25 protein-coding genes and 1 tRNA gene are annotated in these 23,626 nt (G+C 39.1%); 13 read left to right on the top strand and 13 right to left on the bottom strand.

What is annotated here, in order from left to right; all coding sequences use genetic code 11:
- Positions 1-31: 31 nt before the first annotated feature.
- Positions 32-268 carry a hypothetical protein gene (locus tag C7B62_RS09890; protein WP_106235370.1) on the bottom strand — a complete coding sequence of 79 codons (237 nt, stop codon included), beginning with the start codon at positions 266-268 and terminating at the stop codon, positions 32-34.
- A gap of 79 nt (positions 269-347) precedes the next feature.
- Positions 348-1,235 carry an antibiotic biosynthesis monooxygenase gene (locus C7B62_RS26510; protein WP_233219893.1) on the bottom strand — a complete coding sequence of 296 codons (888 nt, stop codon included), beginning with the start codon at positions 1,233-1,235 and terminating at the stop codon, positions 348-350.
- 126 nt (positions 1,236-1,361) lie between these two features.
- Here C7B62_RS26510 and C7B62_RS09880 point away from each other — a divergent pair, with 126 nt between their 5' ends.
- The 6 genes from C7B62_RS09880 (at position 1,362) to C7B62_RS09855 (ending at position 8,032) form a co-directional block, all read left to right on the top strand.
- A complete protein-coding gene (locus C7B62_RS09880; protein WP_106235368.1) occupies positions 1,362-2,111 on the top strand; it encodes a HEAT repeat domain-containing protein in 750 nt (249 codons plus the stop codon).
- Positions 2,112-2,144: 33 nt separating this feature from the next.
- Complete coding sequence (locus C7B62_RS09875) at positions 2,145-2,753, top strand: flavin prenyltransferase UbiX (RefSeq protein WP_106235366.1); 609 nt, start codon at positions 2,145-2,147, stop codon at positions 2,751-2,753.
- A 237-nt stretch (positions 2,754-2,990) separates the two neighbouring features.
- Positions 2,991-4,829, top strand: a complete 1,839-nt coding sequence (locus C7B62_RS09870; RefSeq protein WP_106235364.1) for an ABC transporter ATP-binding protein — start codon at positions 2,991-2,993, stop codon at positions 4,827-4,829.
- A 504-nt stretch (positions 4,830-5,333) separates the two neighbouring features.
- Entirely contained in the window at positions 5,334-7,157 is a 1,824-nt protein-coding gene (locus C7B62_RS09865; RefSeq protein WP_146132080.1) for a hypothetical protein, read from the top strand.
- 273 nt (positions 7,158-7,430) lie between these two features.
- A complete protein-coding gene (locus C7B62_RS09860) occupies positions 7,431-7,694 on the top strand; it encodes a type II toxin-antitoxin system HicA family toxin (RefSeq protein ID WP_106235360.1) in 264 nt (87 codons plus the stop codon).
- A gap of 14 nt (positions 7,695-7,708) precedes the next feature.
- Positions 7,709-8,032, top strand: a complete 324-nt coding sequence (locus C7B62_RS09855) for a type II toxin-antitoxin system HicB family antitoxin (protein WP_106235358.1) — start codon at positions 7,709-7,711, stop codon at positions 8,030-8,032.
- Here C7B62_RS09855 and C7B62_RS09850 read toward each other — a convergent pair.
- The 9 genes from C7B62_RS09850 to C7B62_RS09810 form a co-directional block, all read right to left on the bottom strand.
- Positions 8,029-8,334, bottom strand: coding sequence for a HigA family addiction module antitoxin (locus C7B62_RS09850; protein ID WP_106235356.1), 306 nt, complete (start codon positions 8,332-8,334; stop codon positions 8,029-8,031). The two genes, C7B62_RS09855 and C7B62_RS09850, sit on opposite strands and share 4 nt — an antisense overlap.
- Positions 8,335-8,497: 163 nt before the next feature.
- The gene (locus C7B62_RS09845; RefSeq protein WP_106235354.1) at positions 8,498-8,776 is read right to left on the bottom strand and encodes a Txe/YoeB family addiction module toxin; all 279 of its coding nucleotides are present in this window, start codon (positions 8,774-8,776) and stop codon (positions 8,498-8,500) included.
- 1 nt (position 8,777) lies between these two features.
- Positions 8,778-9,107: a type II toxin-antitoxin system Phd/YefM family antitoxin gene (locus tag C7B62_RS09840; protein ID WP_106235415.1), complete on the bottom strand. Its 330-nt coding sequence runs from the start codon at positions 9,105-9,107 to the stop codon at positions 8,778-8,780.
- Between the two features lie 87 nt (positions 9,108-9,194).
- The gene (locus tag C7B62_RS09835; RefSeq protein ID WP_106235351.1) at positions 9,195-9,701 is read right to left on the bottom strand and encodes a Tfp pilus assembly protein FimT/FimU; all 507 of its coding nucleotides are present in this window, start codon (positions 9,699-9,701) and stop codon (positions 9,195-9,197) included.
- 33 nt (positions 9,702-9,734) lie between these two features.
- Positions 9,735-10,283 carry a Tfp pilus assembly protein FimT/FimU gene (locus C7B62_RS09830; RefSeq protein WP_106235349.1) on the bottom strand — a complete coding sequence of 183 codons (549 nt, stop codon included), beginning with the start codon at positions 10,281-10,283 and terminating at the stop codon, positions 9,735-9,737.
- Positions 10,261-10,845 (bottom strand): type II secretion system protein, encoded by a 585-nt coding sequence (locus C7B62_RS09825; protein WP_106235347.1) that lies wholly within the window; start codon positions 10,843-10,845, stop codon positions 10,261-10,263. Before C7B62_RS09825 ends, C7B62_RS09830 begins: the two co-directional genes overlap by 23 nt.
- A gap of 4 nt (positions 10,846-10,849) precedes the next feature.
- Positions 10,850-12,472, bottom strand: a complete 1,623-nt coding sequence (locus C7B62_RS09820) for a hypothetical protein (RefSeq protein ID WP_106235345.1) — start codon at positions 12,470-12,472, stop codon at positions 10,850-10,852.
- 160 nt (positions 12,473-12,632) lie between these two features.
- On the bottom strand, positions 12,633-13,511 hold the full coding sequence (locus C7B62_RS09815) for a metal ABC transporter permease (protein WP_106235343.1): 879 nt from the start codon (positions 13,509-13,511) through the stop codon (positions 12,633-12,635).
- Positions 13,512-13,791: 280 nt separating this feature from the next.
- On the bottom strand, positions 13,792-14,511 hold the full coding sequence (locus tag C7B62_RS09810; protein WP_106235341.1) for a metal ABC transporter ATP-binding protein: 720 nt from the start codon (positions 14,509-14,511) through the stop codon (positions 13,792-13,794).
- A gap of 80 nt (positions 14,512-14,591) precedes the next feature.
- Between C7B62_RS09810 and C7B62_RS09805 the strand changes: the two genes are divergently transcribed.
- Positions 14,592-15,593 carry a metal ABC transporter substrate-binding protein gene (locus C7B62_RS09805; protein ID WP_106235338.1) on the top strand — a complete coding sequence of 334 codons (1,002 nt, stop codon included), beginning with the start codon at positions 14,592-14,594 and terminating at the stop codon, positions 15,591-15,593.
- A gap of 263 nt (positions 15,594-15,856) precedes the next feature.
- Here the strand turns inward: C7B62_RS09805 and C7B62_RS09800 are convergent, their stop codons facing one another.
- Positions 15,857-16,843: a hypothetical protein gene (locus tag C7B62_RS09800; RefSeq protein ID WP_106235335.1), complete on the bottom strand. Its 987-nt coding sequence runs from the start codon at positions 16,841-16,843 to the stop codon at positions 15,857-15,859.
- A gap of 209 nt (positions 16,844-17,052) precedes the next feature.
- Here C7B62_RS09800 and ligA point away from each other — a divergent pair, with 209 nt between their 5' ends.
- Positions 17,053-19,068, top strand: a complete 2,016-nt coding sequence (gene ligA, locus C7B62_RS09795; RefSeq protein ID WP_106235333.1) for an NAD-dependent DNA ligase LigA — start codon at positions 17,053-17,055, stop codon at positions 19,066-19,068.
- 148 nt (positions 19,069-19,216) lie between these two features.
- On the opposite strand, the gene C7B62_RS09790 is transcribed toward ligA, so the two are convergent.
- Positions 19,217-19,801, bottom strand: a complete 585-nt coding sequence (locus tag C7B62_RS09790) for a nitroreductase (RefSeq protein ID WP_106235331.1) — start codon at positions 19,799-19,801, stop codon at positions 19,217-19,219.
- A gap of 323 nt (positions 19,802-20,124) precedes the next feature.
- On the opposite strand from C7B62_RS09790, the gene C7B62_RS09785 reads away from it, so the two are divergent.
- The 5 genes from C7B62_RS09785 (at position 20,125) to C7B62_RS09765 (ending at position 23,506) form a co-directional block, all read left to right on the top strand.
- Positions 20,125-20,772, top strand: a complete 648-nt coding sequence (locus tag C7B62_RS09785) for a response regulator transcription factor (RefSeq protein WP_106235329.1) — start codon at positions 20,125-20,127, stop codon at positions 20,770-20,772.
- A 77-nt stretch (positions 20,773-20,849) separates the two neighbouring features.
- Positions 20,850-20,922 (top strand) — tRNA-Thr (locus C7B62_RS09780).
- 70 nt (positions 20,923-20,992) lie between these two features.
- Positions 20,993-22,288 carry an adenylosuccinate lyase gene (purB, locus tag C7B62_RS09775; RefSeq protein ID WP_106235413.1) on the top strand — a complete coding sequence of 432 codons (1,296 nt, stop codon included), beginning with the start codon at positions 20,993-20,995 and terminating at the stop codon, positions 22,286-22,288.
- On the top strand, positions 22,260-23,090 hold the full coding sequence (locus C7B62_RS09770) for a matrixin family metalloprotease (protein WP_146132079.1): 831 nt from the start codon (positions 22,260-22,262) through the stop codon (positions 23,088-23,090). Before purB ends, C7B62_RS09770 begins: the two co-directional genes overlap by 29 nt.
- A gap of 179 nt (positions 23,091-23,269) precedes the next feature.
- Complete coding sequence (locus C7B62_RS09765; RefSeq protein ID WP_106235327.1) at positions 23,270-23,506, top strand: AbrB/MazE/SpoVT family DNA-binding domain-containing protein; 237 nt, start codon at positions 23,270-23,272, stop codon at positions 23,504-23,506.
- Positions 23,507-23,626 lie beyond the last annotated feature (120 nt).

Raw genomic sequence — 23,626 nt, 5'->3', positions numbered from 1 at the left:
TGCCTGTATCATCAAGAATACGATCGCTCTGTCAAAGATGGGCGGTTTCTAAATACTGCTTTACTGTTAGCGGTTGAATTTGAGAATAACGAGAATTTTGGATATTATCGAATTTGCCTTTGCCAGAAACCATTGTATAAACATATTGCTGAGGCAGATACTCATTAGGAGATGAAGCTGTCTGTTTCTTTTGCTCGATCCAGCTTTCCAATTTATCGCCCATCATGCCAGTAATACCAGCTAAAAGAACTACGGGTTTTGCAGCCATGTTAAATCTCCTATTTTAATTAAGTGAATGTGTTAGTTAAAGACAATGTTCCTGAATTTAAAAAGTTGTCGTATAATTTCTAATCACTAGGTATGGTTAGAACAACTTCATAAAGATGATGTTCATTTTCGGCAACACCTTCCCAATATTCAGATTTTCCGCCAAATCCTGGTTGTTTTTTCAGGTTTTCAATACTTTCTCGATCAAGCCATTGTCCGTAATTGATTACCCGAGTGCCATCGAGACTACGATGAAAATTAGCAGAAATTAATCCTGGTAACTCCATTGCTTTAACTACGTTCTCTTTCGCTAGTTCAATCATGCGCGGTTGATTCTCAGCAGGCAGCCGAAATTCGGCAAAATGAGTAATGTATTGTCCTTGTTTGATCTTTGGCGTTCCTGCTTTTGACTCAGAAATAACTACTTCATAAATATGAATGTCAGGTGGATTAAACTCTCTAAGTTTGGCTGCATAGAAACGACTGTTGGAAGGGTTAGTCTCCAATTCCGTTTTTAATGCCAATATAATCTGACAAATTAAAGGATCGGGTTTCATGAAATGCACCATGAGTTCCAAACGATCTAGATTGACGGATTCATAGGCAATTTGAGCAAGGGCTTGAGGAGCTATATAACAATGGATAAACTCAGATTCTCCCTTCCAGCTTACTTGATAAGAGCGATCGGCAGGGTAAAGTTGAATCATATTATCTTTTACTTGTGATGAAGTCATCCAACTTTTTCCATCCGAAATCACTTCCAATACTTCTGGATTTTTAGCTGACATACTAATGATGTGCTGTGAAATATAATGTTCGGGGATTTCTCCAGATAACTGATGATAATGAGCTAGATGAATACCATGCCAACCTGCTTCATAGCTAGATAATACAGGAGCATCAGACAGAATCTGCGACATTGCCCCTTGCTCAAACGGATTGACTGTTATGGGTTTAGCGAATGACATAATCTTTGAATTGCATCGATTACTTCTCTAATCAAGATAGTATGATGTAAAGATAAAAAGACGTAAAATAAAACACTTTAACAGCTTGCTAACAGTTGGATAATAATAGAGCGACCTTGGGTGATAATGAAAAATGATGAACTAAGTTTTATTGAAGCTGAACTAAATAGTCCTCTAGATAATATCGATTCAGCCAGCTCTGTAGGCGACATTCCACCTCCAGATCCAGAGCGAATGTTAAAGTTGTTAGAATCTGCTGTCGCTTCAGATCGGATGCTAGCAGCAAGAGCATTTTGTGAGCTAGAAGATCGCCGTTCCATTCCAATTTTAATTGAACTACTCAAGGATATCTGTCCTTTAATTAGAGTCAGCACTGCCTATGCTTTAGGACGCAATCCAGATGCTACTGCTGTTGAACCTTTAATTGAATTACTAGAGACAGACTTTAATGGCTATGTCCGCAAGGGAATAGTTTGGGCATTGGGTAACAGTAAAGATCGACGCGCTCTTCAGCCCTTACTTCATGCTCTTAAGACCGATATTTCCGCCGTCAGACTATGGGCAGCTAGTGGTTTAGCCCAAATTGCTCCAGCCAACTATGAAGATATCATTGCTGCTATTCCGCCTCTAATTCAGGGGTTAAGAAGAGATTCTATTGCAGCGGTACGCAGTAACTGTGCTTGGGCAATTGGGCAATTGTGTCGTGAACTACCTTCCAACGTTGTTTACGCTACGGCGATCGATGCTTTAATTGAATCTTTAGTAGAAGATGATGATTATGGTGTTAAAGATGATGCTAGAAGTGCTATCCTCAAAGTCGGCGATCCTCGTGGTTTACAGATGATCGAAGAACTTGAATTTGAAGGACTAATTTGACTAATTTACTAATTTAATTACTATCAATATTACATGACCAAACCCTTAATTATTGGCGTTAGCGGTGCTTCAGGGCTAATCTATGCTGTACATGCTCTAAAATACCTATTAGCTGCTGATTATACGATTGAACTAGTGGCTTCTCGCGCTACCTACATGGTTTGGCAAGCAGAAGAAAACATTCGGATGCCAGCAGAACCCGATCAACAAGAACTTTTTTGGCGAGACAAGGCTGGAGTTAAGACAAGTGGAATCTTAAACTGTCATCGCTGGGGTGATGCGGGAGATAACATTGCCAGTGGTTCTTTCCGCACTTTGGGCATGGTAATTATTCCCTGTAGCATGAGTACTGTCGGCAAAATAGCAGCAGGTTTAAGCTCAGATCTTTTAGAAAGAGCAGCAGACGTGCAGATTAAGGAAGGAAAACCTTTAGTAGTTGTTCCTAGAGAAACGCCCTTTAGTTTAATTCATCTGCGCAACTTAACTACTCTTGCTGAAGCTGGAGTAAAAATTGTGCCAGCAATTCCCGCCTGGTATCATCACCCCAAAACCATTGAAGATCTGGTTGATTTTGTGGTGGCTAGAGCTTTAGATACTTTAGATATTGACTGTATTCCCTTAGAACGTTGGAAAAGTAGCTAGTAGTGAATTGAAAATGTTTTAAATCTTTTTGCCTATAGACAATATCTCCGAGAAACTTATTAATTCTTTGAGCATTTTCATTAAGATAATGAGTTTTGGCTAAACCTTTTTGCTCAATTACATTTTTACATACAATATATTTCATGTTTTTTAATTGTCTCGATTCACTTACTAAACAAGATGGAATTTATTAATCTATCGGTTAAAATTCTGTTAACCTTTGACTGAAGTTGAAATATGTCTGAACCTGTTCTTGATGTTCGCCATCTGCAAGTCCAATTTATCACTCAAACTAAACCTGTAGTGGCGGTTGAGGAACTAAATTTTCAGTTAAGGAAAGGAGAAAAGCTGGGTATTGTCGGGGAGTCGGGTTCGGGTAAATCGGTAACATCTTTAGCAATTATGGGTTTAGTCCCCACTCCAGGGCGGATTACCCAAGGAGAGATTTGGTTTACTCCTGAAACTAGATCGCCAGTAGATTTATTACAGGTAAATGAAGCTGAACGCAGAAGCTATCGTGGGGGAGAAATTGCGATGATTTTTCAAGAACCCATGAGTGCGTTAAATCCTGTTTATGATATTGGATTTCAAATCACCGAAGCGATTTTATTACATCAAAAGGTATCGGCTGGGGATGCTAGAAGAAAAGCGATCGCCCTGTTACAAGAAGTTCAACTTTTACCCAGTGACGAGGCGTTACAACAGCAATGTCTGCAAGAGCATCCTAGCTATAGCGACAAAGAAGTATTTAGCTATATTAATCAGCAGAAGCAGTCGATCCTCAAGCGCTATCCTCATGAACTATCTGGGGGACAACTACAGCGAGTCACCATTGCCATGGCAATCTCTTGTAATCCTAGTGTTTTAATTGCTGATGAACCCACAACTGCCTTAGATGTAACAGTGCAGGCGACTATTTTAGATCTGCTGCGCCATCTCTGTGACGAAAGAGATATGGCATTGATTTTTATTACTCACGACTTGGGAGTAATTGCTGAACTAGTTGATTCAGTGGTGGTAATGTATCAAGGAAAGGTAGTAGAAGCGGGAAAAATCGAGTCTGTCTTTAGCCATGCTCAACATCCTTATACAAAAGGATTATTAGCCTGTCGCCCTCGTTTAGACTATCAATTGCAGATTCTACCTACGGTAGTTGATTTTATGGACGTAACGACTACCCCAGCAGGAAAGATTCAAATTACAGAAAAACAAACCGATATTAATCATCAACCAAAGGTTGTTACCGAAGCTGAACAACAGGCGAGATTAAAACAGCTTTTGCAGCAAGAATCCTTAATGTCTGTTAAGCAGCTACGGGTAGGCTTTCCAACCAAGGGTATGTTTGGCAAAACTAAAAAATATCTGATGGCGGTAAACAACGTCTCCTTTGAAGTCTATCCTGGGGAGACTTTAGGCTTAGTCGGTGAGTCGGGGTGCGGGAAATCTACTTTAGCCAGAACTCTCTTGCGCCTGATTCAACCGCTGGAAGGAGATGTAGTATTCCAGGGCGATAATATTACCAACTTAGCCCTGAGAAGCCAAAAATTGCGATCGCTGCGTCGACAAATGCAAATTATCTTTCAAAACCCCTATAATTCTCTTAATCCTCGCATTAATATTGGCAAAGCGATCGCCGAACCCTTAGTAGTTCATAAAATAAAAGGCGATCGCCATAAAAAGGTATCAGAACTTTTAGAACGGGTGGGTTTAAATCTTGATCTGCGAAACCGCTATCCCCACGAGTTGTCAGGAGGACAAAGACAACGGGTATGTATTGCTAGGGCTTTAGCCTTAGAACCCCAGTTTATTATCTGCGATGAGTCCGTTTCCGCCCTGGATGTCTCGGTACAAGCACAGGTATTAAACCTGCTCAAAAAGCTCCAGGCAGAGATGGGATTAACCTATATCTTTATCTCCCACGATCTCAGCGTCGTTAAATTCATGAGCGATCGCATTATTGTCATGAATCAGGGAAAAATTGCCGAAATAGGCACATCAGAGCAAATATACCGCAACCCCAAAACAGCCTATACCCGCAAGTTAATTGATTCTATTCCAACTGGAAAATTTGCCTAGATTCTGTGACTCAATTCGTGAACTGGGTTCGGTTATCCAATTAATAACAAAGGGCGTTGCTGATTGAAAGTATGACGTACAAAATAATACTGTTATAGCTATTAGCTCTTAGCTTTTTGATTCAATACAATATAATAAATTCAAAAAATCACATTTTACCCTTGTCCTAAAGGATAAGCTTCGCAATGGTATACCTCGATTCAGCAACGCCTAACAAAGTCTAAACCAGAGGTATTGATTCACGACAGGGTAGACAAAGCAGACCGATTAAATCTGTTTTATCGGTAATGAAACCGTAGCAATACGATCTAATAAATCTAATAAATCTGACTTCTCAAACGAATTTTAAAGTAATTTATCTAAGATTTATCCTAGCTTTACCTGAAAATCAGTGTCCTCACCAATTTACACAGCTTGATTACGCCAACTATATTGGGACAGTAATTGTATAAATGGCAACAGCTATAAGCAATATTCAACCTCTGGTTATTTTGCCTATAAATATTGCCTGAATACCAAAAAAGTATTTTTAATTTTATAGCTAATAAAACTGTCCTTAATATGAAAAACAAAGAGTTTTACAAACTTTTAAAAAAAAGCCAATCTAATTCTGGTTTTACTTTAACCGAACTACTAGTTGGTTTGGTGATGAGTATTTTTGTCATTGGTGCATTGGGTTTTGGTTTGATGCAGGTATTAGGAACTAGTCAAAGTGAAGGATCTAAAACAACAGCACGCAACGAAACAGGACGGGCTTTAGATTTTATCTCTGATGAATTAAGACGCGCTCAAGCAATTGAAGTTGACATGTCTTCTAGTTATTTGGACACTACTAACGATACTTTAACTACACTTATTAACGAAGAAGTAGCACCAGATTTTGTGCTTCCGACTGGAGGCACAGTAAGCTTAGCATTACAAATACCTGGAGTATCTCAAAGAGTTATCTATTTTGTGGCGCCACCAGCAACAGGTTCTCCTTGGAAAGGACCTTTAGTAATTTATCGTTGGGGACCCGAATTAACAGCAAATGGAAGTTATGTAACAGATCCAACTAAAGCAGGGCGGGTTAATAATCCTTTCGGTTGGACTAAAGAAGCCTTAATTGACAATATTGATGATACCGATCAAGATTTAGATTGTGATGGTGACGGTATTATAGATAGCACCTATCAAGGTTTTTTTGCTTGCGTGGTTGATGACGATGGAGATGATATTAGTGAAAATGCAGATAGTAATAATGATGGTTTTGTACTTGCAGTAGCCACAGATGTTGATGGAGATGGGATAAAAGAAACAGCAGATACTGCGTCAGCGGATGTTAATGGCGACGGTACTACAGATAGTAAAGATTTAGATATGAATGAAGATGGAGTAACAAACTTTGAAGATAATGCAGATTCAGATGGTAAATCAATTACAGCACAGCTTTTCTTCACTGGCGAAACGATAACAGTCTCAGGAACAAGCAGTTATTCCGCAGATACCCAAACAGTAGCTAGAGCTAGAATTGCTCCTGAAAATAATTCTGAAGAATTAACATCTTATTCTTGGAGTATTGAAGGCTTAGGAGGTGAGTACAACTGTAAATCTGGTACACCTTGGGATATGCAAACTGACTTTAGTAATTCCATTGATCCCAATGATAAGACAACCTGGATTCAGACTCGAGATAATAATAAACAACCCCAGCCGATCGAAATAGATTCTACTCAACCTCTAAGAATTACCTCTACTCCTATAAACGGCGCAGCAGACTGCAATAGTAGCTCAGCTCCAGTAGAGCATATAATAGATTTTGGTAAGCCTAAAACCTTTAATGGCGACTGTGAGCCGGATCCTGATGTTGCTGGAAGTAGTTGTAGCTCACTTCAAGAAAATAACTCGCTAGTCAAAGGCGATTCAGATGAGGCTGTGCAATTTTTCAAAAAAGGTTATGAAATTCCACGCTATGGTGGTTACGATGCCAATGGTAACGGTGAATTTAATACAGGAGATCAACCATCTTTAGGTAAGTTTTTATACGATAAAGGCTTGGCAATTCTCAAAGATCCAACACAAGAGTATACAACAGCAATTCTGAATGATAGCGATACAGAGTTCATCATTCCAACTGCTGAACAATTGGCATCCAGAATCAATTTGCCAACAGGAAAAGTAATCAAAGTTTTAGGAAAAGATCAACGGATTATTGGGTTTGAAATTGGTGATCATGATAATACTGAGAAACCTGGATTTGATTTACAGGACAATATTTTTATCGTTACATCAGGTGTATTTGAAAAGAAATTCAAACCTACTTGTTTTAGCGACAGTGGTTGTAGCTAGCACAAATACAAATAATACAGGTACAGGATATCAATAATTATTGTTGATTACGTTTTTAAGGTCAAATTAAACTGTTTTCACCGCAGATTAATCGTAGGGGCGAACGGCCGTTCGCCCCTACGATTAATTTTCAACCGATTACCCAAGGTTTGATTTTTTCGAGTTGTTCAGCTTCTGTCGTACATTAATGATATCAAAAAATGATATCATTAATGTACGAATAATATCTAGTCAAAAAATGATTACACGTGAATCAATCTAAAAAAACGTTGTATGAATAAAAAGCAGCGTCAAACTTTAAAAGCGGTGTTTAGTTCACCTGTCCGTTCTGATATTAAATGGACTAGCATCGAAAATCTCTTTAAAGCTTTGGGTGCTGAAGTTTCGCAAGGTAGAGGTTCGAGAGTTAGGGTGTCTCTAAATGGGGTTAAAGCCGTGTTTCATGAGCCTCATCCAGAAAAAGAGACAGATAAAGGTGCAGTCAAAGCTGTCCAAGAATTTCTAGTAAATGCTGATATAAAACCAGAAGATTATTAATTTAAATATTAGCTATGAAGTATAAAGCATACACAGCCCAAATTGAAATAGACGAAACAGCAGGAATCTTATTCGGAAAGGTATTAGATATCAAAGACGTAATTACCTTTAAAGGTAGTACTGTTGAAGAGTTAGAACAGGAATTTCATAACTCGATAGATGACTATTTAGAATGGTGTACTGAATTAGGAGAAGAACCAGACAAACCTTTTTCTGGTAAATTACCATTTAGAACAACAACCGAACGTCATCGCCAGATTTATTTAGCAGCTAAAAAAGCTAACAAAAGTATCAATTCTTGGATGGATGATGTCTTGGCAGAAGCTGTGGATTATTAGTCGGGGAAGGTGAACAATAGTATTTTTTCCAGTTGCTCTGCTTCTGCTGCTTGAGTATGATAGATTTCCCAAGCATTTTGCAAATTCAGCCAAAAATCAGGACTGTTACCAAAGAATTTAGATAGTCGTAAGGCAGTGGAGGGAGTAACGCCTCTTTTTTGGTTCACCAATTCATTTACTCGTTGATAGGGTACTCCAATTGCTTGAGCTAGTGCTTGCTGAGTAATTTGCATTGGTTCTAGAAACTCTTTAAGCAACATTTCTCCTGGATGAGTTGGCGGTCTATATTTGGGTATTTTCATAAACTGATTTTTAATGATAATCAACTATTTCTACTTCCCTTGCTTCAGGTTGTATCCAAGTTCATTCTAATGCTGTAAGGAAGATTTGCGAATTGAAGATCATTCTTGAAGGTTGAAGATCGCCAACTTTTCTTGAAGGATTTAAAGAAACTCAGAAAACAACCTAATCATAATGGTAACGACATTGTAAAAAGTAAATACGGTTATCTTTAATGCGATAGACTAGTCGATGTTCTAAGTTAATGCGTCGCGACCAAATATTGGAATCGATATATTTGAGAGGCTCTGGCTTGCCAATTCCTCTAAATGGTTGGTCACAAACTACCTCTACCAAATCTAAGATTTTGTAGATTTTAGCTGGATCTCTCTTAGCCCACCAAAGCAGATGTTCTCGAAAAGTGGAGGTGAAAATAGGACTCCAAACTTTAATTTCAGCGGACATCTTACGTATCTAAACTAAGTTTAGGTGTCTTGTCCCTGACAATGTTCAAATCATCACACAAGTCTTTTACAGATTGAGGCTCAATTACGGCATCATCCATTTGTTTGGATTCGTCTATGGCTTTAAATAGCTCTTTGGCATTCTTCGGAGAACGCAATAGATAAACAGTTTCCAATAAACTATCTAACTCTTCTTTGCTAATCAATGCCACATCTGGCTTATTTCGGCGATTGATAATTACAATTTCTGAATTCTTACTAACTCGATCCAGTAAAGATGCTAATCCATTTCTGGCATTAGTATAGGCGATGGAATTGGTTGTAGGAATCATATCCTGACATAAAGTTGTACAAGTCCAATCTAACACAATCAATAGCGATCAACTTAGAAGGAAAAAATTTAATACATTTTCAGCTATTTATTGAGTTTTACAGTTGGTGTAGGAAACTGAACCAGTTTTACTGCCGTTGTAATCACCAACTCTTTTGATTCCAGTACCCAAGGCAATCACAAAGCATTTTTGCGAATCAGTATGATCTGAAGACAGAACAATAGTACCCATTCTAGTGGTGCTGCCTTTATAGGAAAAAGTAATATTTGTCGTGCCTGGAAAGTTGCTGCGGATTTTTATTTCGCTGTTAAGACTGCGATCGCTTAATAAACATCCTGCTGTGTTAGCAGTAATCTTATTAGTGCTGGGATTGACATTAATTCTACAAGACTTACCCCGAACCATAGCTAGTCTTTGGGTTTCGTTGATTGCGCCTAATAACTGTTGCAATGCTCCCTCTAATCGATAGCGACTAAGTAAGCCTGTAAAAGCAGGAAGTGCGATCGCAGCAATCACCCCAATAATAATTAGAGTGACCATCATTTCTGTTAAAGTATAACCGCGATCGCTCTTTCGGTTAATGTTATTCTTCATCAGTAATAACTAATTAATTAATAGCATTATTGATTAACTAACTTTGCAGCTAGTAGTTCCACTGTCATAGTCGCCAGTTAAAATATTTCCCAACAATCCTGCTATTTGCAAACATTTGACTGTAGTAGTCTGGGGGTGAGATACTCTAATTATTCCGTCGCTATCGCTGTCAGTATTTCCCTTAACAGTAAAAGTTATTTTTTCAATACCACCTAGGTCTAAAGATACACCTACTGGTAATATTCTCCTTTCCAATAAACAGCCATTATAAAAACCAGCAGCTACAGTTTCTCCTGTATCTGTACTTTCAACCACATTAATCGTTTCTCGCGATTTGCCATCTATAGTCTCAGTCACAAATTTAATTTTGCAAGTTTTTCCTCGGCGTATAGCTTGTCTTTGCGCTTCTTTGATTGCACCTTCAACCTGTGCTAAACCGTCTTTGACACGACTTTGATTAAGCAAACCAAGAAAATTGGGAACAGCAATACTGGCAATTACGCCAATAATAATCACTACGACCATCATCTCAATAAGAGTAAAACCCTGATTAACTTTTCTACGGACATTGTAAAGCAACATCGGGTATTACCTCCACATAACGTTCTGCAATAACATCACCAGTTGGTAAATCGGAACTATTTAACTCCCTTACTTGAAAACTAATTTTTAATGTTCGATATGGAGCATCCTCTGGTGGACTAGGATCTGTTGAATCATTAATTTGTTTGCGAATTGAACCAATTTTTTTGCCTGATTCAGTTCCATCAGTAGTTTTTAACAGATGAGCGGTGGGTTGTGGTTTCTTATCAATAGCTTCCCATAATTGGTAAGCATAGCCATTTTGATAAGCAGTCTTTGCTGGAGTACTTCCTGCTGCTGCTGTTGCAATGGGATTACATTTATCATCATGGTCTTGAATAATGTTACTTCCCAAAGTTGTTACCTTTTCCAAATCTTCTTGAATTAGTTGATTAGCTCTTTGTTTTTCTTGTGCTTGAACCTTTAGAGCCATTGCATATACAAAAGACTGCATAGCGACACTGACAAAAGCTAGAGCAATAATAATAGAAACTAAAATTTCTAGAGTAGTAAAACCTTGATTTAAAGATTTTCTGTGTTTAAATATCAATAATTTTGGCATTAGCTTATTGCACCTCCTCTCTTACCCAATCGGTTGGGGTGCTGGTTAAAGGTCTAGGTGTCATAGTTGCGCTAGTTGTATAAAATTTATAAGAAGCCTCAGCAGCAGTTGTGGTGTCTGTTTTATCACTTCTGACATTGACGGTTGTACTAGTATTATTAAAACTATTTACCCACACTGCACCATTGATATTTACTGTGCCACCTCCACTTATATTTAAAGTTGCATCAGGAGCATGAATAAAGCTTTCTATATTTACAGTTCCACCGTTAGTGTTGATATCGATTTGAGTAGTAGTACTAGAACCGTAAATTTCTAAATTTTGAGATGAGACGCTAGTACTAATGGTATTAGCACAATTAAAGTTGGCAAAACTAAGAAGAGCAGGAGGAGTAGCAGTGCTAGCAGGATCTACACAAGCAGCTTTGGTATTAGGATTCGCTGCGTTACTATTTCCTATAGTTATGGTAGTTCCAGACGCACCAGTAATATTGATATTACCTGTGGCATATAAAGTAACCTTGGCAATCCCGTCTGTTTCTAGATTGTTAGTTGCTACGTTTATAGTTGAAACTTCATACAAAAATCGACCCTGATCATTTTTGTTATCTGGAGTAACAGAAGGTGTAGGTAAAGTTATTTTTGAGCTTGTGGTGTCTATAGTACCAATACTATTTTTTTTAGTGGAATCAGTAGGTAATGAAATAATGGCGGGTAAATTACGAGGATCGCTGATGACATTAGTATTTCCAGCTATAGCCGCAGGTGTGGAACATCCAGTACCAGAGCTTTTCAAAACAATATTGTCATCAGCATTAGGGATATTTAAAGTTCCTGGAGTTGCGATTGCACCACTTTCTACCCACAATACGGGAGCAAAATTTTCTAAGTCATTAATACGTAAGGGAATTTTTGTTTCTATTTGCGCTATTCCACCATCAGGACTTCTTCCCTGAACAGTTAGAATTCCAACAGCATCACTTTGTCCATCATCATCTGTATCATTTTCATCAGTGATACTATTTACAGTAACACCAGAAGCAAGTGTTCCTGGGTCATCATCTTTGTCGGCATCGCTAAAAAGGTCAAAATCGTTGTTATCGGCTGTGCTATCAGCCGTACCCGTAAGCCCATCAATATCATACTCATAGCTTACTAGTCGATATTCACCAACAAATTCGCCATCATCTGTCGTATCACCATCACCATTAAAATCTTCGTTGATTTCCCACCAATTATCATTATCGGTAGTAGCAGTATCAGTAGCAGTAGCAGCAGTATCGTTTGCTAGAGTAGCTGTACCTGTCCAACCTGTGGGTGCAGTTGCCATGTTAGCGCAAGTCTGCCCTGCGACGTTAGTGCTAGTCCATTGATCTTCGTTATAAACAGTTAATATTCGATTTTGATTTAATAACTCTCGATATTTAATAATCCCAACCTCAGCAACAGCCATAGCATCGGCAGAACTATTTTGAGATATGGCAGTTATATTTTCTTCGCTAGATTTAACAATATTTATCGTACCCAAAAGAATCATCACTAACCCGATCGCAATTACCATCGGCAAGGTAAATCCTTCATCCCTGGCACGACGCTGTAATAGAATTTTTAATAATAAAAGTTTCATCTAAAGCTAGCACTTACAAATAGGTGTCAATCGAGGCACAAAAGACCTCGCCTTAAGTCTCACCTAGAGTACCCAGAATAAGTGCGATCGCGATCGTTGACAGATGAAAAATTTGCGATCAGCAATCTCAAACAGACATTGCGCTTTGTTATTAGAAAATTTATTTACCTATCAATCGATTTAGATAATTAAAAATTTTGCTTTTAAATTCGGGTTCGGTTACAAGTCCCTGACTCGGACTAAAAAGCAATGCTAGCAAGAAAAAAACAAAGATGACCATGACGATCGCTGCACCAGAAGGCAAATCAAAGTAATAACTACTATACATTCCAGCGACAGTGGAAATCATGCCAATAATTGAGCCAAAAAACATCATTTGAAATAGTTCTTTAACTAACAGATAGGCAGTGATCGCGGGACCTACCAACAAAGACATTACTAGCAACACCCCCACAGTCTGCATACTGGCGACAATGGTTAAAGTGATGGCGCAAATTAGACCGAAGTGGAGCAAATTAACTGGTAGACCACAGGCTTTTGCACCTAGAGGATCGAAGGTATAAAATTCTAGTTCTTTATAAAACAGCTTGGTTAAGACTAAGATGATTATGGTGATAATCACAGTGCGCCAAACATCCCCAATAGTTACCCCTAAAATGTCACCAAAAAGAATATCGTTTAAATTTATTTGATCGGTTTTAAGGGTAGTAATTAAAATTACTCCCATAGCTAAAAAACTGGAGAGGGTTAAGGCCATCGCTGCATCAACTTTAATTCGAGATCGCTTCTGAATCCCCATAACGACTAAAGCACTTAACACCCCAGCAATAAATGCTCCCAGGGCAATGTTTATTTCTAAGAAAAAAGCGATGGAAATACCAGGTAAAACTGCATGAGCAATTACCTCACTCATCATCCCCATCTGTTGCAAAATTAGATAGCTACCTACCACCGCACCCAGGATGCCTAAAGACAAGCCAATGGCGATCGCCTGGCGCATAAACTCAAATTCTAATGGTTCAATTAACCAAGTCAGCATTAAATAGGATGATTCATAGTTCTTAGTTGAATAATACTGCTTCGCCGTAGCTATAGCATTGCAAACGTTAGAACATTTCTGAAAACTCGTTACTTACGAGCAAATAACTTTAACATGTCCTAATTTAACTTTGTACGGCTATATTAGCGCTCTAGACTTTTATTTGAGTAAACTTTAGCAGCTAAAAGCTAATAAGTAGTCGTTCAAAATTAAGTTCCTAGTTGAAACTGGGTAAAGGGAAAAGGTGAATAATAATGTGTAATTAATTTTGTTTAGGCACTTAGCTAACAGCTTTTTCAATAAAATACTGATAAGCTTGGTTGATATTTTCGTTAGTTAAAACTTCTTCTTTTGTCCCTGAGGCAATTAAGCGTTTGTTAATTAATAGTAACTGATCGTAATTATTTAATGTTTCACTCAAATCGTGACTAATTACCAGTAAAGTCTTCTGTTGAGCTTTTAATTCGGCAAAAATATCAAAAATAATTGTTTCCGTCTGCTGATCTACATTGTTAAATGGTTCATCAAACAAAAGTAAATCGGCTTCTTGAGCGATCGCTCTAGCTAGAAATACGCGCTGCTGTTGTCCTCCAGATAATTCTCGGATTTGGCGCTGACGATATTGCCACATCCCGACTCTTTCCAAGGCGTTGCGAACTAATCGCTTTGATTTCCGACTATGGTTGCGAAACCAGCCTGTAGTAGCCACCCGTCCCATCATCACCGCTCTTTCTACCGTGACAGGATAATCCCAATCAATTTGCGATCGCTGTGGTACATAAGCAACTTTGTTTAGCTGTTTCGTGACTGGTTTGCCAATCCATTGCGCTACTCCACCTGAATAGGGAATTAAGCCTAAAATAGCCTTGACGATAGTACTTTTACCAGCGCCGTTTGAGCCGAATAATCCCGTTACCTGTCCTGGTTGTAGAACAAAAGATACGTTTTCGACAGCTATAGTATGGCGGTAGTTGACGCTCAGGTTACAAACTTCCAGCATTACTCAATAAAAATGATAACGGATCTCATTGTACCTTAAACTAATTAGAATCATTATCATTCTGATTTATTAGTGGTGTTATGTTTAAAAATATTCAGGTTAAATACATACTGGGTTTAGTAATTATCGGTATTGCCACCAGCGCGGTCGCCAGTAATTTTAAAACCAAAAGTAATCTTGCTCAGGCAGAGTCTAAGCCGAAAGTAGTTGCTTCTCATAATGTGATCTGCGATTTAGTTAAAACCGTTGCTCAAGACACGATTGATTTAACTTGCCTGATCGATGCTAATCAAGATCCCCACAGTTACAACCCCACTCCTTCAGACAGCAAAGCGATCGAAGAAGCTCAGTTAATTTTCTATGGTGGGTATGAATTAGAACCCCAGGTAACTAAATTATTATCAGCTACAAAAACTCCTAAAATTGCTTTATATGAGCAGGCTGTTACCAAGCCGATGATGGTTGCAGAAGATCACCACGATGAATCAGCAGAGAAACCAGCAGCAGAATCCGCTGCCAGCAATGAATTAGAACCAGATCCTCATGTCTGGCACAATGTCGCAAATACCGTCAAGATGGTCGAGCTAATTCAAGCAATATTTTTACAAGCTAATCCTTCCGCAGCAGACCAATACTTAGTCAACAGCAAGAATCTAACCGAACAACTTTGGCAGCTAGATGCTTGGATCAAAGATCGAATTGCCACAATTCCCGAACAACAAAAAGTTTTAGTAACCACCCATGACTCTTTGAACTATTATGTTAAAGCATATTATCTTAAAGACTATCAAACTCTCCAGGGTCTTAGTGACAAATCCTCCCCTACTGCCTCTCAGGTACGTAAACTCTCAGCAGAAATCAAAAAAACAGGAATCCCCACCATTTTTGCTGAAGCCACCGCCAGCGATCGCGTAATTCAAAATGTAGCTCGTGCTGCTGATGTCAAACTATCGACCGAAAAAATCTATGCTGATGGATTAGGAGAAGCAAAAAATTACTTTGAGATGATGTCCCATAATACCTGTGCGATCGCTAATGGTTTGGGTGGCAAGTGCCAACCTTTTAGCCCAGATTATCGCTAATTACAGCCGTTTTTGGTTGCATAGACTACGTTATTAATTTAGTTAGTTACTTACTGATCTTACGCAATTTAAGACGAAAATCGATTGCACATAAACGATCCAGACAGATAACAGATAAGTTATTACCCACTACCCACTACCTACTACCTACTACCCACTACCCACTACCCACTACCTACTACCCACTACCTACTACCCACTACCTACTACCCACTACCCACTACCTATGCTTCATAGATAGATTAATTAGTGCGTAACATTAGTTACTTAGTTGGTCTAACTTTTTGCCATAGCTTGCCCAGTAACATCATCCAACTCGAAAATAATCCAGCTTCAGCTTCAGAACTATTTTGATTTTGCGCGGAAATTTGCTGAGATAAATTATGTTTAATTGAGTTACTTGTTTGCCAGAGTCGTTTTTGTTTTGTTTCAAGTTGAGGCATAAGCACTTTTGAGATTGTGGAAATAGTTTGTTCGGGATGTATACAGTAACGACTCAACCAAATTGCCAACTGACGATGTCGATCAGTGTCTAACGCTAGAATTTCTGTCCACCATAATTGCGTTTCAGGCTCTAAACTATTTAAATCAGGGTTGATTAACTGGTTAAAATGAATTTCTAAAACTGGCAATTGCGATCGCCTGATTGACTGGGGAAAACGATCAAAGGTGTCCACCAGTCGAGCGATATTTTCTGGAGGAGCATTAAGTACTGCGTATAATAGCCGTTCATTGGTAATAAAACAGTATTTATTGAGATCTAACTGCAAGGCAACATGATCGATTGATTTTAATAACTCTAGGTCATACTCAGAATTGTTGTCACTTGCCGTCGTCGGTAATTCTTCAAAATCCCACAGCGGATCAGTAGCAAAAGATTCGGGATTTTCTAGTTGTTGCGCTATTTTGTCTACAATCGAATGAGTGGCTTCCACTGCACCATTAATTGCCTGCATCATGGTCGACATTTGAGCAGAATCTAAGTTGATTTCGATTTCTAAGACTGCTTGCCAGTCTGCTTCTATTTCACCCAAAACTCGACAATAAAGCCAAATTTCTAAAAATTCTAAAGGGAATGTTTTAGTGATGACCCTATATATTTTCGACTTGAGGTTTTGATAGTCAAGTTCTGCCTGAGTTGGTCGATTAATATAAACATGTAATATTTCATCTTCGATAATTATTTGGAAGCGCAAGGTGTCATCTTCACAGGCATTAGCGATCGCAGTTATAATCTGTTCTTCAATCATGTTTAATTAGGCAAATCTTAAGTCTAGTTTGCCCAAAACTGATGATTAGTTAACTTATTTAGTGAAGTGATTGAAGAGAAAATTTAAATAAAATTTAAATGTTAGATAATTGGCGAATTTGATATATGTTAGCCGTTTAATCAAAGTTTTTATACTACACATATATAGCCTGGCTCATCACTAGAATCGTCTCTACCAACTGCAAAACTATGCCCATTACCCCAGAAACCAAAAAAAAAGTTGCCCAACTCAGAGAACAGCTACAAAAAGCGGGTTACGCCTATTACGTCATGGATAGTCCGATTATGGAAGATGCGGTGTATGACCAGCTATATCGCCAGCTACAGGATCTAGAAACCGAGTATCCAGAATTAATTACTGCTGATAGTCCTACCCAGCGAATTGGCGCTCAAGTAGCCACTAGATTTACTTCTGTTAAACATAATATTCCCCTCTATAGTTTAGAAAATGCTTTTAGCGATCGCGAGTTGGCTAAATGGGAAACTCGCTGGCAAAAACAGCTAGAAACCATCCCAAAATTTAGCTATGTTTGTGAACTAAAAATTGACGGTAGCGCGATCGCCCTTACCTACGAAAACGGTATTTTAGTTAGAGGTGCAACCCGTGGGGATGGGGTGACGGGAGAAGAAATTACTCAAAACATCAGGACGATTCGCACAATTCCCCTCAAGTTAAATCTAGAGAATCCCCCACCAAAAATAGAAGTTAGGGGAGAAGCATTTTTACCTTTAAACGTATTTGCAACAATTAATCAAGCCAGAAGTGAATCTGGAGAGGCTTTATTTGCTAACCCTCGTAATGCAGCAGCGGGGACACTGCGCCAGTTGGATGCTCAAATCGTTGCCCAACGTAAGCTCAATTTCTTTGCCTATACTTTACATATTGAACAAGCAATTAGTTCCCAGTGGGAGTCTTTAGAATTACTGCAAAAAATGGGGTTTTTGGTTAATCCTAACCGTAAACTATGTAATTCTTTAGCAGAAGTAGAGGCGTATTTTCATGAATGGGATACAGCTAGAAAGACTTTACCCTATATGACTGATGGCGTAGTGGTCAAACTCAACAACTCTCAACTACAGCAACAGCTAGGATTTACCCAGAAGTTTCCCCGTTGGGCGATCGCCTTAAAATATCCTGCGGAGGAAGCCCCCACGATCGTTACAGAAATTATCGTCAACGTCGGACGCACAGGGGCAGTGACACCAATGGCAGTTATGCAGCCTGTCCAGCTTGCAGGAACTACGGTACAGCGGGCAACTCTCCACAATAGCGATCGCGTGGCCCAACTCGATCTTCGCGTTGGCGATACGGTAATTATTCGCAAGGCGGGGGAGATTATCCCAGAAGTTGTCAGGGTTTTACCCGATCTGCGTCCTGCTAGTACTGTTCCCTATCAAATGCCGCGCAATTGTCCTGAGTGTAGTTCCCCTTTGGTACGCCAAAAAGCGGAAGCTGTTACTCGCTGCGTCAATATATCTTGTCCTGCCATTTTACGGGGTAGCATTATTCACTGGGCTTCCCGTAATGCTTTGGATATCAAGGGTTTAGGCGAAAAAATGGCAATTTTATTGCTGAAGAATAATTTAGTTACTTCTGTTGCGGATCTATATTCTCTAACTGTGGAAAAAATAGCTAGTTTAGAACGTATGGGGACAAAATCAGCCGAGAATTTAGTCAGTGCGATCGCCGAATCAAAAAATCAAACTTATGATCGGCTTTTATATGGCTTAGGTATTCGTTACGTGGGTAGTACCAACGCCAAAATTCTGACGGAAAATTTTTCCACCATTGAAGAGTTGTCCCAAGCCTCTTTTGAATCTATTGAAGCCGTATATGGCATTGGGGTAGAAATCGCTCAGTCTGTTTTTGAGTGGGTGAGAATCCCTGCTAACCAAACCTTGATTCGACAATTGCAAGACGCAGGATTACAGTTTTCCTCAGCCAGTACAACTTCTCCCAACAAAACTGACCAAATTTTCTCAGGTAAAACTTTTGTCATTACAGGCACTTTACCTACTTTAAAACGGGACGAAGCTAAAAAGCTGATTGAACAGGCAGGAGGAAAGGTTACAGGCTCAATTAGCCAAAAAACTGATTATCTATTATTAGGAGAAAATGCAGGGTCGAAACTAGCAAAAGCTGAACAGCTAGCGATCGCCCAGCTTAGTGAAGCAAAATTATTAGATATGTTGTCGATTAGCTAAATTCTGAATTGCTACTCAGAGAAGAAGACAAAACTGTTGATTGATATGGAACGCACTAGTACCACTGCGCGTAAATAATAAATAATAAGTATTGATTGATCAGCTTTTACAGATTATTCGATGGTTACTTTATTCACGCCCTCGTCTACTAGGTGATCCAAACTGTATTTTCTTTGATTGAATGACGACGACTGGTCGTAGTTGGACTATCGCTATAACCTAAATATAAATACCCCAAGCAGCGGTCTTTTTCTCCCAGTTGCAAAAATTCTTTTAGTTCAGGCGTATAGGTTACCCCACCAGAACCCCAAAAACTACAAATTTCGTAAGCTGCTGCGGTTAATGCCATATTCTGCACGCTACATGCTACAGCTTCTATTTCTTCTATCTCAGGAATTTTCTCTGATTTTTGCCGTTCCATGCAGATAACAATCACATGAGAAGACTGAAGAATATTATTTTTCATTCTGGTGTATTTTTCTGGCTTAAACTTTTCTGGCGCAGTGATTTTTTGATATAAATTTGCTTGAAACTCTGCTAATTTAGTCAACCCCGAATCAGCAAAGACTTTATATCTCCAAGGCTGAGTCAAACCATGGTTAGGAGCCCAATTAGCATTTTCTAAGATCTGCCAAATAATCTCATCAGCTATTTTCTGACCATTGAATAGTCTAGGCTTAGTAGAACGGCGCGATTTAATCAGTGTATTGAATTGTTCCTTGAAAATAACCATGCTGATGAAAAATAAAGTAATTACGATTAATTGATTAATTTAGAACTAAAGTAAATTTATAGATTAAATTTAAAATATCAGTTTTAAACGTTACCAACCTATTGACTATCAAAAGGGTGTCGAAAACTAAAATTAAGGTTAAATTGGGTGTTGTGTAATTTCACCGTAAACTCAACTCATCAGCTTTGGCTGATTTTTGCTGTAATTAACATATTCTTAAGTTTATTCACTCGGCGATTATTTCCAGACTTAAATATAAGTAGTTATGCGCCATTAGTGCGGAAAACAACCAGATCTAAGCAAGAAACTAAGCATTAACACCTATGAAAGATAACTCTCTAAAAGACAATAAAAAACTGCTGCTCATTGACGACGATCCTAACTTAATTTTACTCGTAAAAGACTATCTTGAATTTAGAGGCTATAACGTCGATACCGCGGAGAACGGTCGAGAAGCTTTAGAAATTCTGGACAATCTAATTCCAGATATGATTATTTGCGATGTCATGATGCCAGAAATGGACGGATACACTTTAGTCAAGCACATTCGCCAAGAGCCTGTAACAAATCGCATTCCTGTATTATTTCTCTCTGCTAAAGGACAAACTCAAGATCGAGTTAAAGGTCTGAATGAAGGTGCTGATGTGTATATGTCTAAACCTTTTGAACCTGAAGAATTAGTTGCACAGGTCGAGTCTTCCCTCAAGCAAATAAAACGCTGGGAACATGGTCGTCCTAAAGGTCTTGATGGCGCACCAACTATTGTCGTTCCCCACAATGTTGAACTAACCCCCACCGAAACCAAAGTGGTTCAATTAGTAGCCAAAGGTATGGCAAATCGTGAGATTGCTCATCAATTGAGCGTTAGTCAGCGCACCATTGAAAGCCATGTTTCTAACATGCTTAATAAAACTAGTTTGAACAACCGTACTGAATTGGCACGGTGGTCGATTGAAAGCAGTATGGTATAGAGTTTTAAGTTTCATTAGGTGTATAAAGTAAAAAAAAACCCAGTTAGTTAAATAGTCTGCTATTATATATTTCTAGTGCTGGCGTAGCTCAGTTGGTAGAGCAGCTGATTTGTAATCAGCCGGTCGCAAGTTCGAGTCTTGTTGCCAGCTTCAGAAATAGATTAGTTTAGATGGACAGACATAGTTGTACAATTGACAGTTGTATTCTGCTAAACAGACTGTGATTGAACGCTATACACTGCCCGAAATGGGCGAAATTTGGACTGATGACTATAAACTCAAAACCTGGCTACAGGTAGAAATAGCAGTTTGCGAAGCACAAGCAGAACTTGGTTACACTCCTCAAGAAGCTGTTGATGAGATCAAAGCGAAAGCTAATTTCGACCCTCAAAGGGTCTTAGAAATTGAAGCTGAAGTGCGTCATGATGTGATTGCCTTTTTAACCAACGTCAATGAATATGTTGGTGATGCAGGAAGATATATTCATTTAGGCTTGACTAGCTCAGATGTTTTAGATACAGGGTTAGCGCTACAGATGGTAGTTAGTCTTAATCTCATTTTAGAGCGTCTCGAAGAATTAATTCAGGCAATTCGTTATCAGGCACAACAGCATCGCTATACCGTAATGGTTGGTCGATCGCACGGTATTCATGCCGAACCAATTACCTTTGGCTTTAAGCTGGCTGGTTGGTTAGCAGAAGTATTGCGTAATCGCGATCGCTTGGTACGATTACAGAAAGAGATTGCCGTAGGTAAAATTTCAGGTGCGGTGGGGACTTATGCCAACGTAGATCCGCAGATTGAAGCGATCGCCTGCCAAAAACTAGGTTTAGAACCAGATTGCGCCTCTACTCAAGTTATTTCTCGCGATCGCCATGCTGATTATGTCCAGCAACTAGCTCTACTTACCGCCTCGATCGAACGTTTTGCCGTGGAGATCCGTAATCTTCAGCGTACAGATGTTCTAGAAGTAGAAGAATTCTTTTCTAAAAATCAAAAAGGCTCATCAGCCATGCCTCACAAGCGGAATCCTATTCGTTCGGAAAGATTGACGGGAATGGCGCGGATTGTGCGGGGAAATGCCGTAGCTGCCTTAGAAAACGTTGCTCTCTGGCATGAACGAGATATTTCTCATAGTTCCGTCGAACGGGTGATTTTGCCCGATAGCTGCATTCTGACTCACTTTATGCTTAAAGAGATTACTGGCTTGGTGAAAAACCTGCTGGTATATCCTGAAAACATGCAGCGTAATATGAATGTCTATGGTGGAGTGATCTTTAGTCAGCGAGTTATGCTTACTTTGGTCGAAAAAGGCATGAATCGTGAAGAAGCTTACCGAGTAGTCCAAGGATGCGCTCATGAAGCCTGGAATAAAAGCGATGGCGACTTCCGCAAATTAATTTCTCAAGACGAAATTGTGACTGAGACTTTATCTAGCGAGGAAATTGATGCTTGCTTCGATCCCAATCATCATCTGAAAAACTTAGATGAAATTTATCAAAGATTGGGTATTTAATTATTGTCGGGGCAAACGGCTTTTTGCCCCGATCAGAAATTTGGCTAAATCTGGGACAATTTGGCGATCTCAAATAGAAGGGAAGATAATTACAGCGATCGCCATTTGCTTAATTCTCGTAATTTCTCATCAGGCTGTATATTCACAACCACAGGATACTTCTAACTTACCTCCAGCAAAAGTTCACGCTTTACCCCAGTCTCTAGCTACTTGGGAAACAAACAACCAGGGAGATTACTTTAAGCAGATTAAATCTACACCTTTAGGATATCTAGTCTGGTCGCAATTTCCGCTAAAGGTATATGTAGACTCGGTAACGCCAGAAAATACCGCAGCCAATCAGCGTTTTCAGCAATGGACAGAGACAGCCAGAAAAGCGATCGCCGAATGGAACGTTTATTTACCTTTACAGGAAGTAGCACAAAGAGAGCAAGCAGATATATTGATCTTGCGATCGCAACCCCAAAGAGCAATCAAGTTAAATCCTGATACTAAAAAATATGACATTCCCAGAGCAATTGCCGCTCAAACTAACTATAAATTCTATTTAACAGCAGATCCTGTGGCGATCGCTATGCGCATGACGATGCAGGTAAGTCCAGATTTTACGGGAGTATCTTTGTTGGCTACCATCCGTCACGAATTAGGTCATGCGCTGGGAATCTGGGGACATAGCCCAGAAGCAGAAGATGCTCTATATTTTTCCCAAGTAAGCAATCCCCCAGCCATTTCTGAGCGAGATATTAATACTCTGAAGCAAATTTATCAGCAACCCACCAGATTAGGCTGGAAAATTCAGTAGAGCCAAAAGCGATTGTTTATACCATTTGCGAAGCTTATGCTAAAGCATTTGCCCTAAAGGATTCCCTCTGGTCACGAAGCTTATCCTTTAGGACTAGCTACGCGTCGTCCTTTAGGGCTTTTTGCCATATTGAGCAAAAAAATCTACAATGTAGATACTTATTTTAGTGAAAAACAAAGATGTCAACAGTTGCCAAGTGGGGAAATAGTCTGGCAATCCGCATTCCCAAAAATTTAAGCGATCAAATAAACTTGAAAGAAGGAATGACTGTTTCGATTAAAGTGACGGAAAATAATCTAGTCATTACTCCTAAAAAACTAAAATACACTCTCGCAGAATTGCTAGCAGGAGCAAACAGCGAAGATTTTAGTGGTGAATACGATTGGGGCAAGGTAGAGGGTGAAGAAATTTGGTAGTGCAGAATATATACCCCACCGTGGAGATATAGTTTGGTTAGATTTTAACTAAAATGTCGGGCAGAATTCCCCATCTTCTAAAGTTGTGGGATGAATGCCCGACCAATAAACAAACTGCGT

This window comes from Pleurocapsa sp. CCALA 161 (assembly GCF_003003995.1).
Taxonomy (GTDB): Bacteria; Cyanobacteriota; Cyanobacteriia; order Cyanobacteriales; family Xenococcaceae; genus Waterburya.
The sequence above is the reverse complement of the archived record's forward strand: the minus strand, read 5'-3'. Positions and strand labels throughout refer to the sequence as shown.

Bases quoted from the DNA above. Each gene is read 5' to 3' on its own strand.
- C7B62_RS09830 (WP_106235349.1), bottom strand. From the start codon at position 10,283: ATGTTGCTTTACAATGTCCGTAGAAAAGTTAATCAGGGTTTTACTCTT.
- C7B62_RS09790 (WP_106235331.1), bottom strand. From the start codon at position 19,801: ATGGTTATTTTCAAGGAACAATTCAATACACTGATTAAATCGCGCCGT.
- ligA (WP_106235333.1), top strand. From the start codon at position 17,053: ATGCCCATTACCCCAGAAACCAAAAAAAAAGTTGCCCAACTCAGAGAA.
- C7B62_RS09875 (WP_106235366.1), top strand. From the start codon at position 2,145: ATGACCAAACCCTTAATTATTGGCGTTAGCGGTGCTTCAGGGCTAATC.
- C7B62_RS09835 (WP_106235351.1), bottom strand. From the start codon at position 9,701: ATGAAGAATAACATTAACCGAAAGAGCGATCGCGGTTATACTTTAACA.
- C7B62_RS09880 (WP_106235368.1), top strand. From the start codon at position 1,362: ATGAAAAATGATGAACTAAGTTTTATTGAAGCTGAACTAAATAGTCCT.
- C7B62_RS26510 (WP_233219893.1), bottom strand. From the start codon at position 1,235: ATGTCATTCGCTAAACCCATAACAGTCAATCCGTTTGAGCAAGGGGCA.
- C7B62_RS09860 (WP_106235360.1), top strand. From the start codon at position 7,431: ATGAATAAAAAGCAGCGTCAAACTTTAAAAGCGGTGTTTAGTTCACCT.
- C7B62_RS09825 (WP_106235347.1), bottom strand. From the start codon at position 10,845: ATGCCAAAATTATTGATATTTAAACACAGAAAATCTTTAAATCAAGGT.
- C7B62_RS09785 (WP_106235329.1), top strand. From the start codon at position 20,125: ATGAAAGATAACTCTCTAAAAGACAATAAAAAACTGCTGCTCATTGAC.
- C7B62_RS09840 (WP_106235415.1), bottom strand. From the start codon at position 9,107: ATGATTCCTACAACCAATTCCATCGCCTATACTAATGCCAGAAATGGA.
- C7B62_RS09800 (WP_106235335.1), bottom strand. From the start codon at position 16,843: ATGATTGAAGAACAGATTATAACTGCGATCGCTAATGCCTGTGAAGAT.
- C7B62_RS09890 (WP_106235370.1), bottom strand. From the start codon at position 268: ATGGCTGCAAAACCCGTAGTTCTTTTAGCTGGTATTACTGGCATGATG.
- C7B62_RS09805 (WP_106235338.1), top strand. From the start codon at position 14,592: ATGTTTAAAAATATTCAGGTTAAATACATACTGGGTTTAGTAATTATC.
- C7B62_RS09770 (WP_146132079.1), top strand. From the start codon at position 22,260: ATGAAATTTATCAAAGATTGGGTATTTAATTATTGTCGGGGCAAACGG.
- C7B62_RS09870 (WP_106235364.1), top strand. From the start codon at position 2,991: ATGTCTGAACCTGTTCTTGATGTTCGCCATCTGCAAGTCCAATTTATC.
- C7B62_RS09850 (WP_106235356.1), bottom strand. From the start codon at position 8,334: ATGAAAATACCCAAATATAGACCGCCAACTCATCCAGGAGAAATGTTG.
- C7B62_RS09820 (WP_106235345.1), bottom strand. From the start codon at position 12,472: ATGAAACTTTTATTATTAAAAATTCTATTACAGCGTCGTGCCAGGGAT.
- C7B62_RS09810 (WP_106235341.1), bottom strand. From the start codon at position 14,511: ATGCTGGAAGTTTGTAACCTGAGCGTCAACTACCGCCATACTATAGCT.
- C7B62_RS09855 (WP_106235358.1), top strand. From the start codon at position 7,709: ATGAAGTATAAAGCATACACAGCCCAAATTGAAATAGACGAAACAGCA.
- C7B62_RS09765 (WP_106235327.1), top strand. From the start codon at position 23,270: ATGTCAACAGTTGCCAAGTGGGGAAATAGTCTGGCAATCCGCATTCCC.
- C7B62_RS09815 (WP_106235343.1), bottom strand. From the start codon at position 13,511: ATGCTGACTTGGTTAATTGAACCATTAGAATTTGAGTTTATGCGCCAG.
- C7B62_RS09845 (WP_106235354.1), bottom strand. From the start codon at position 8,776: ATGTCCGCTGAAATTAAAGTTTGGAGTCCTATTTTCACCTCCACTTTT.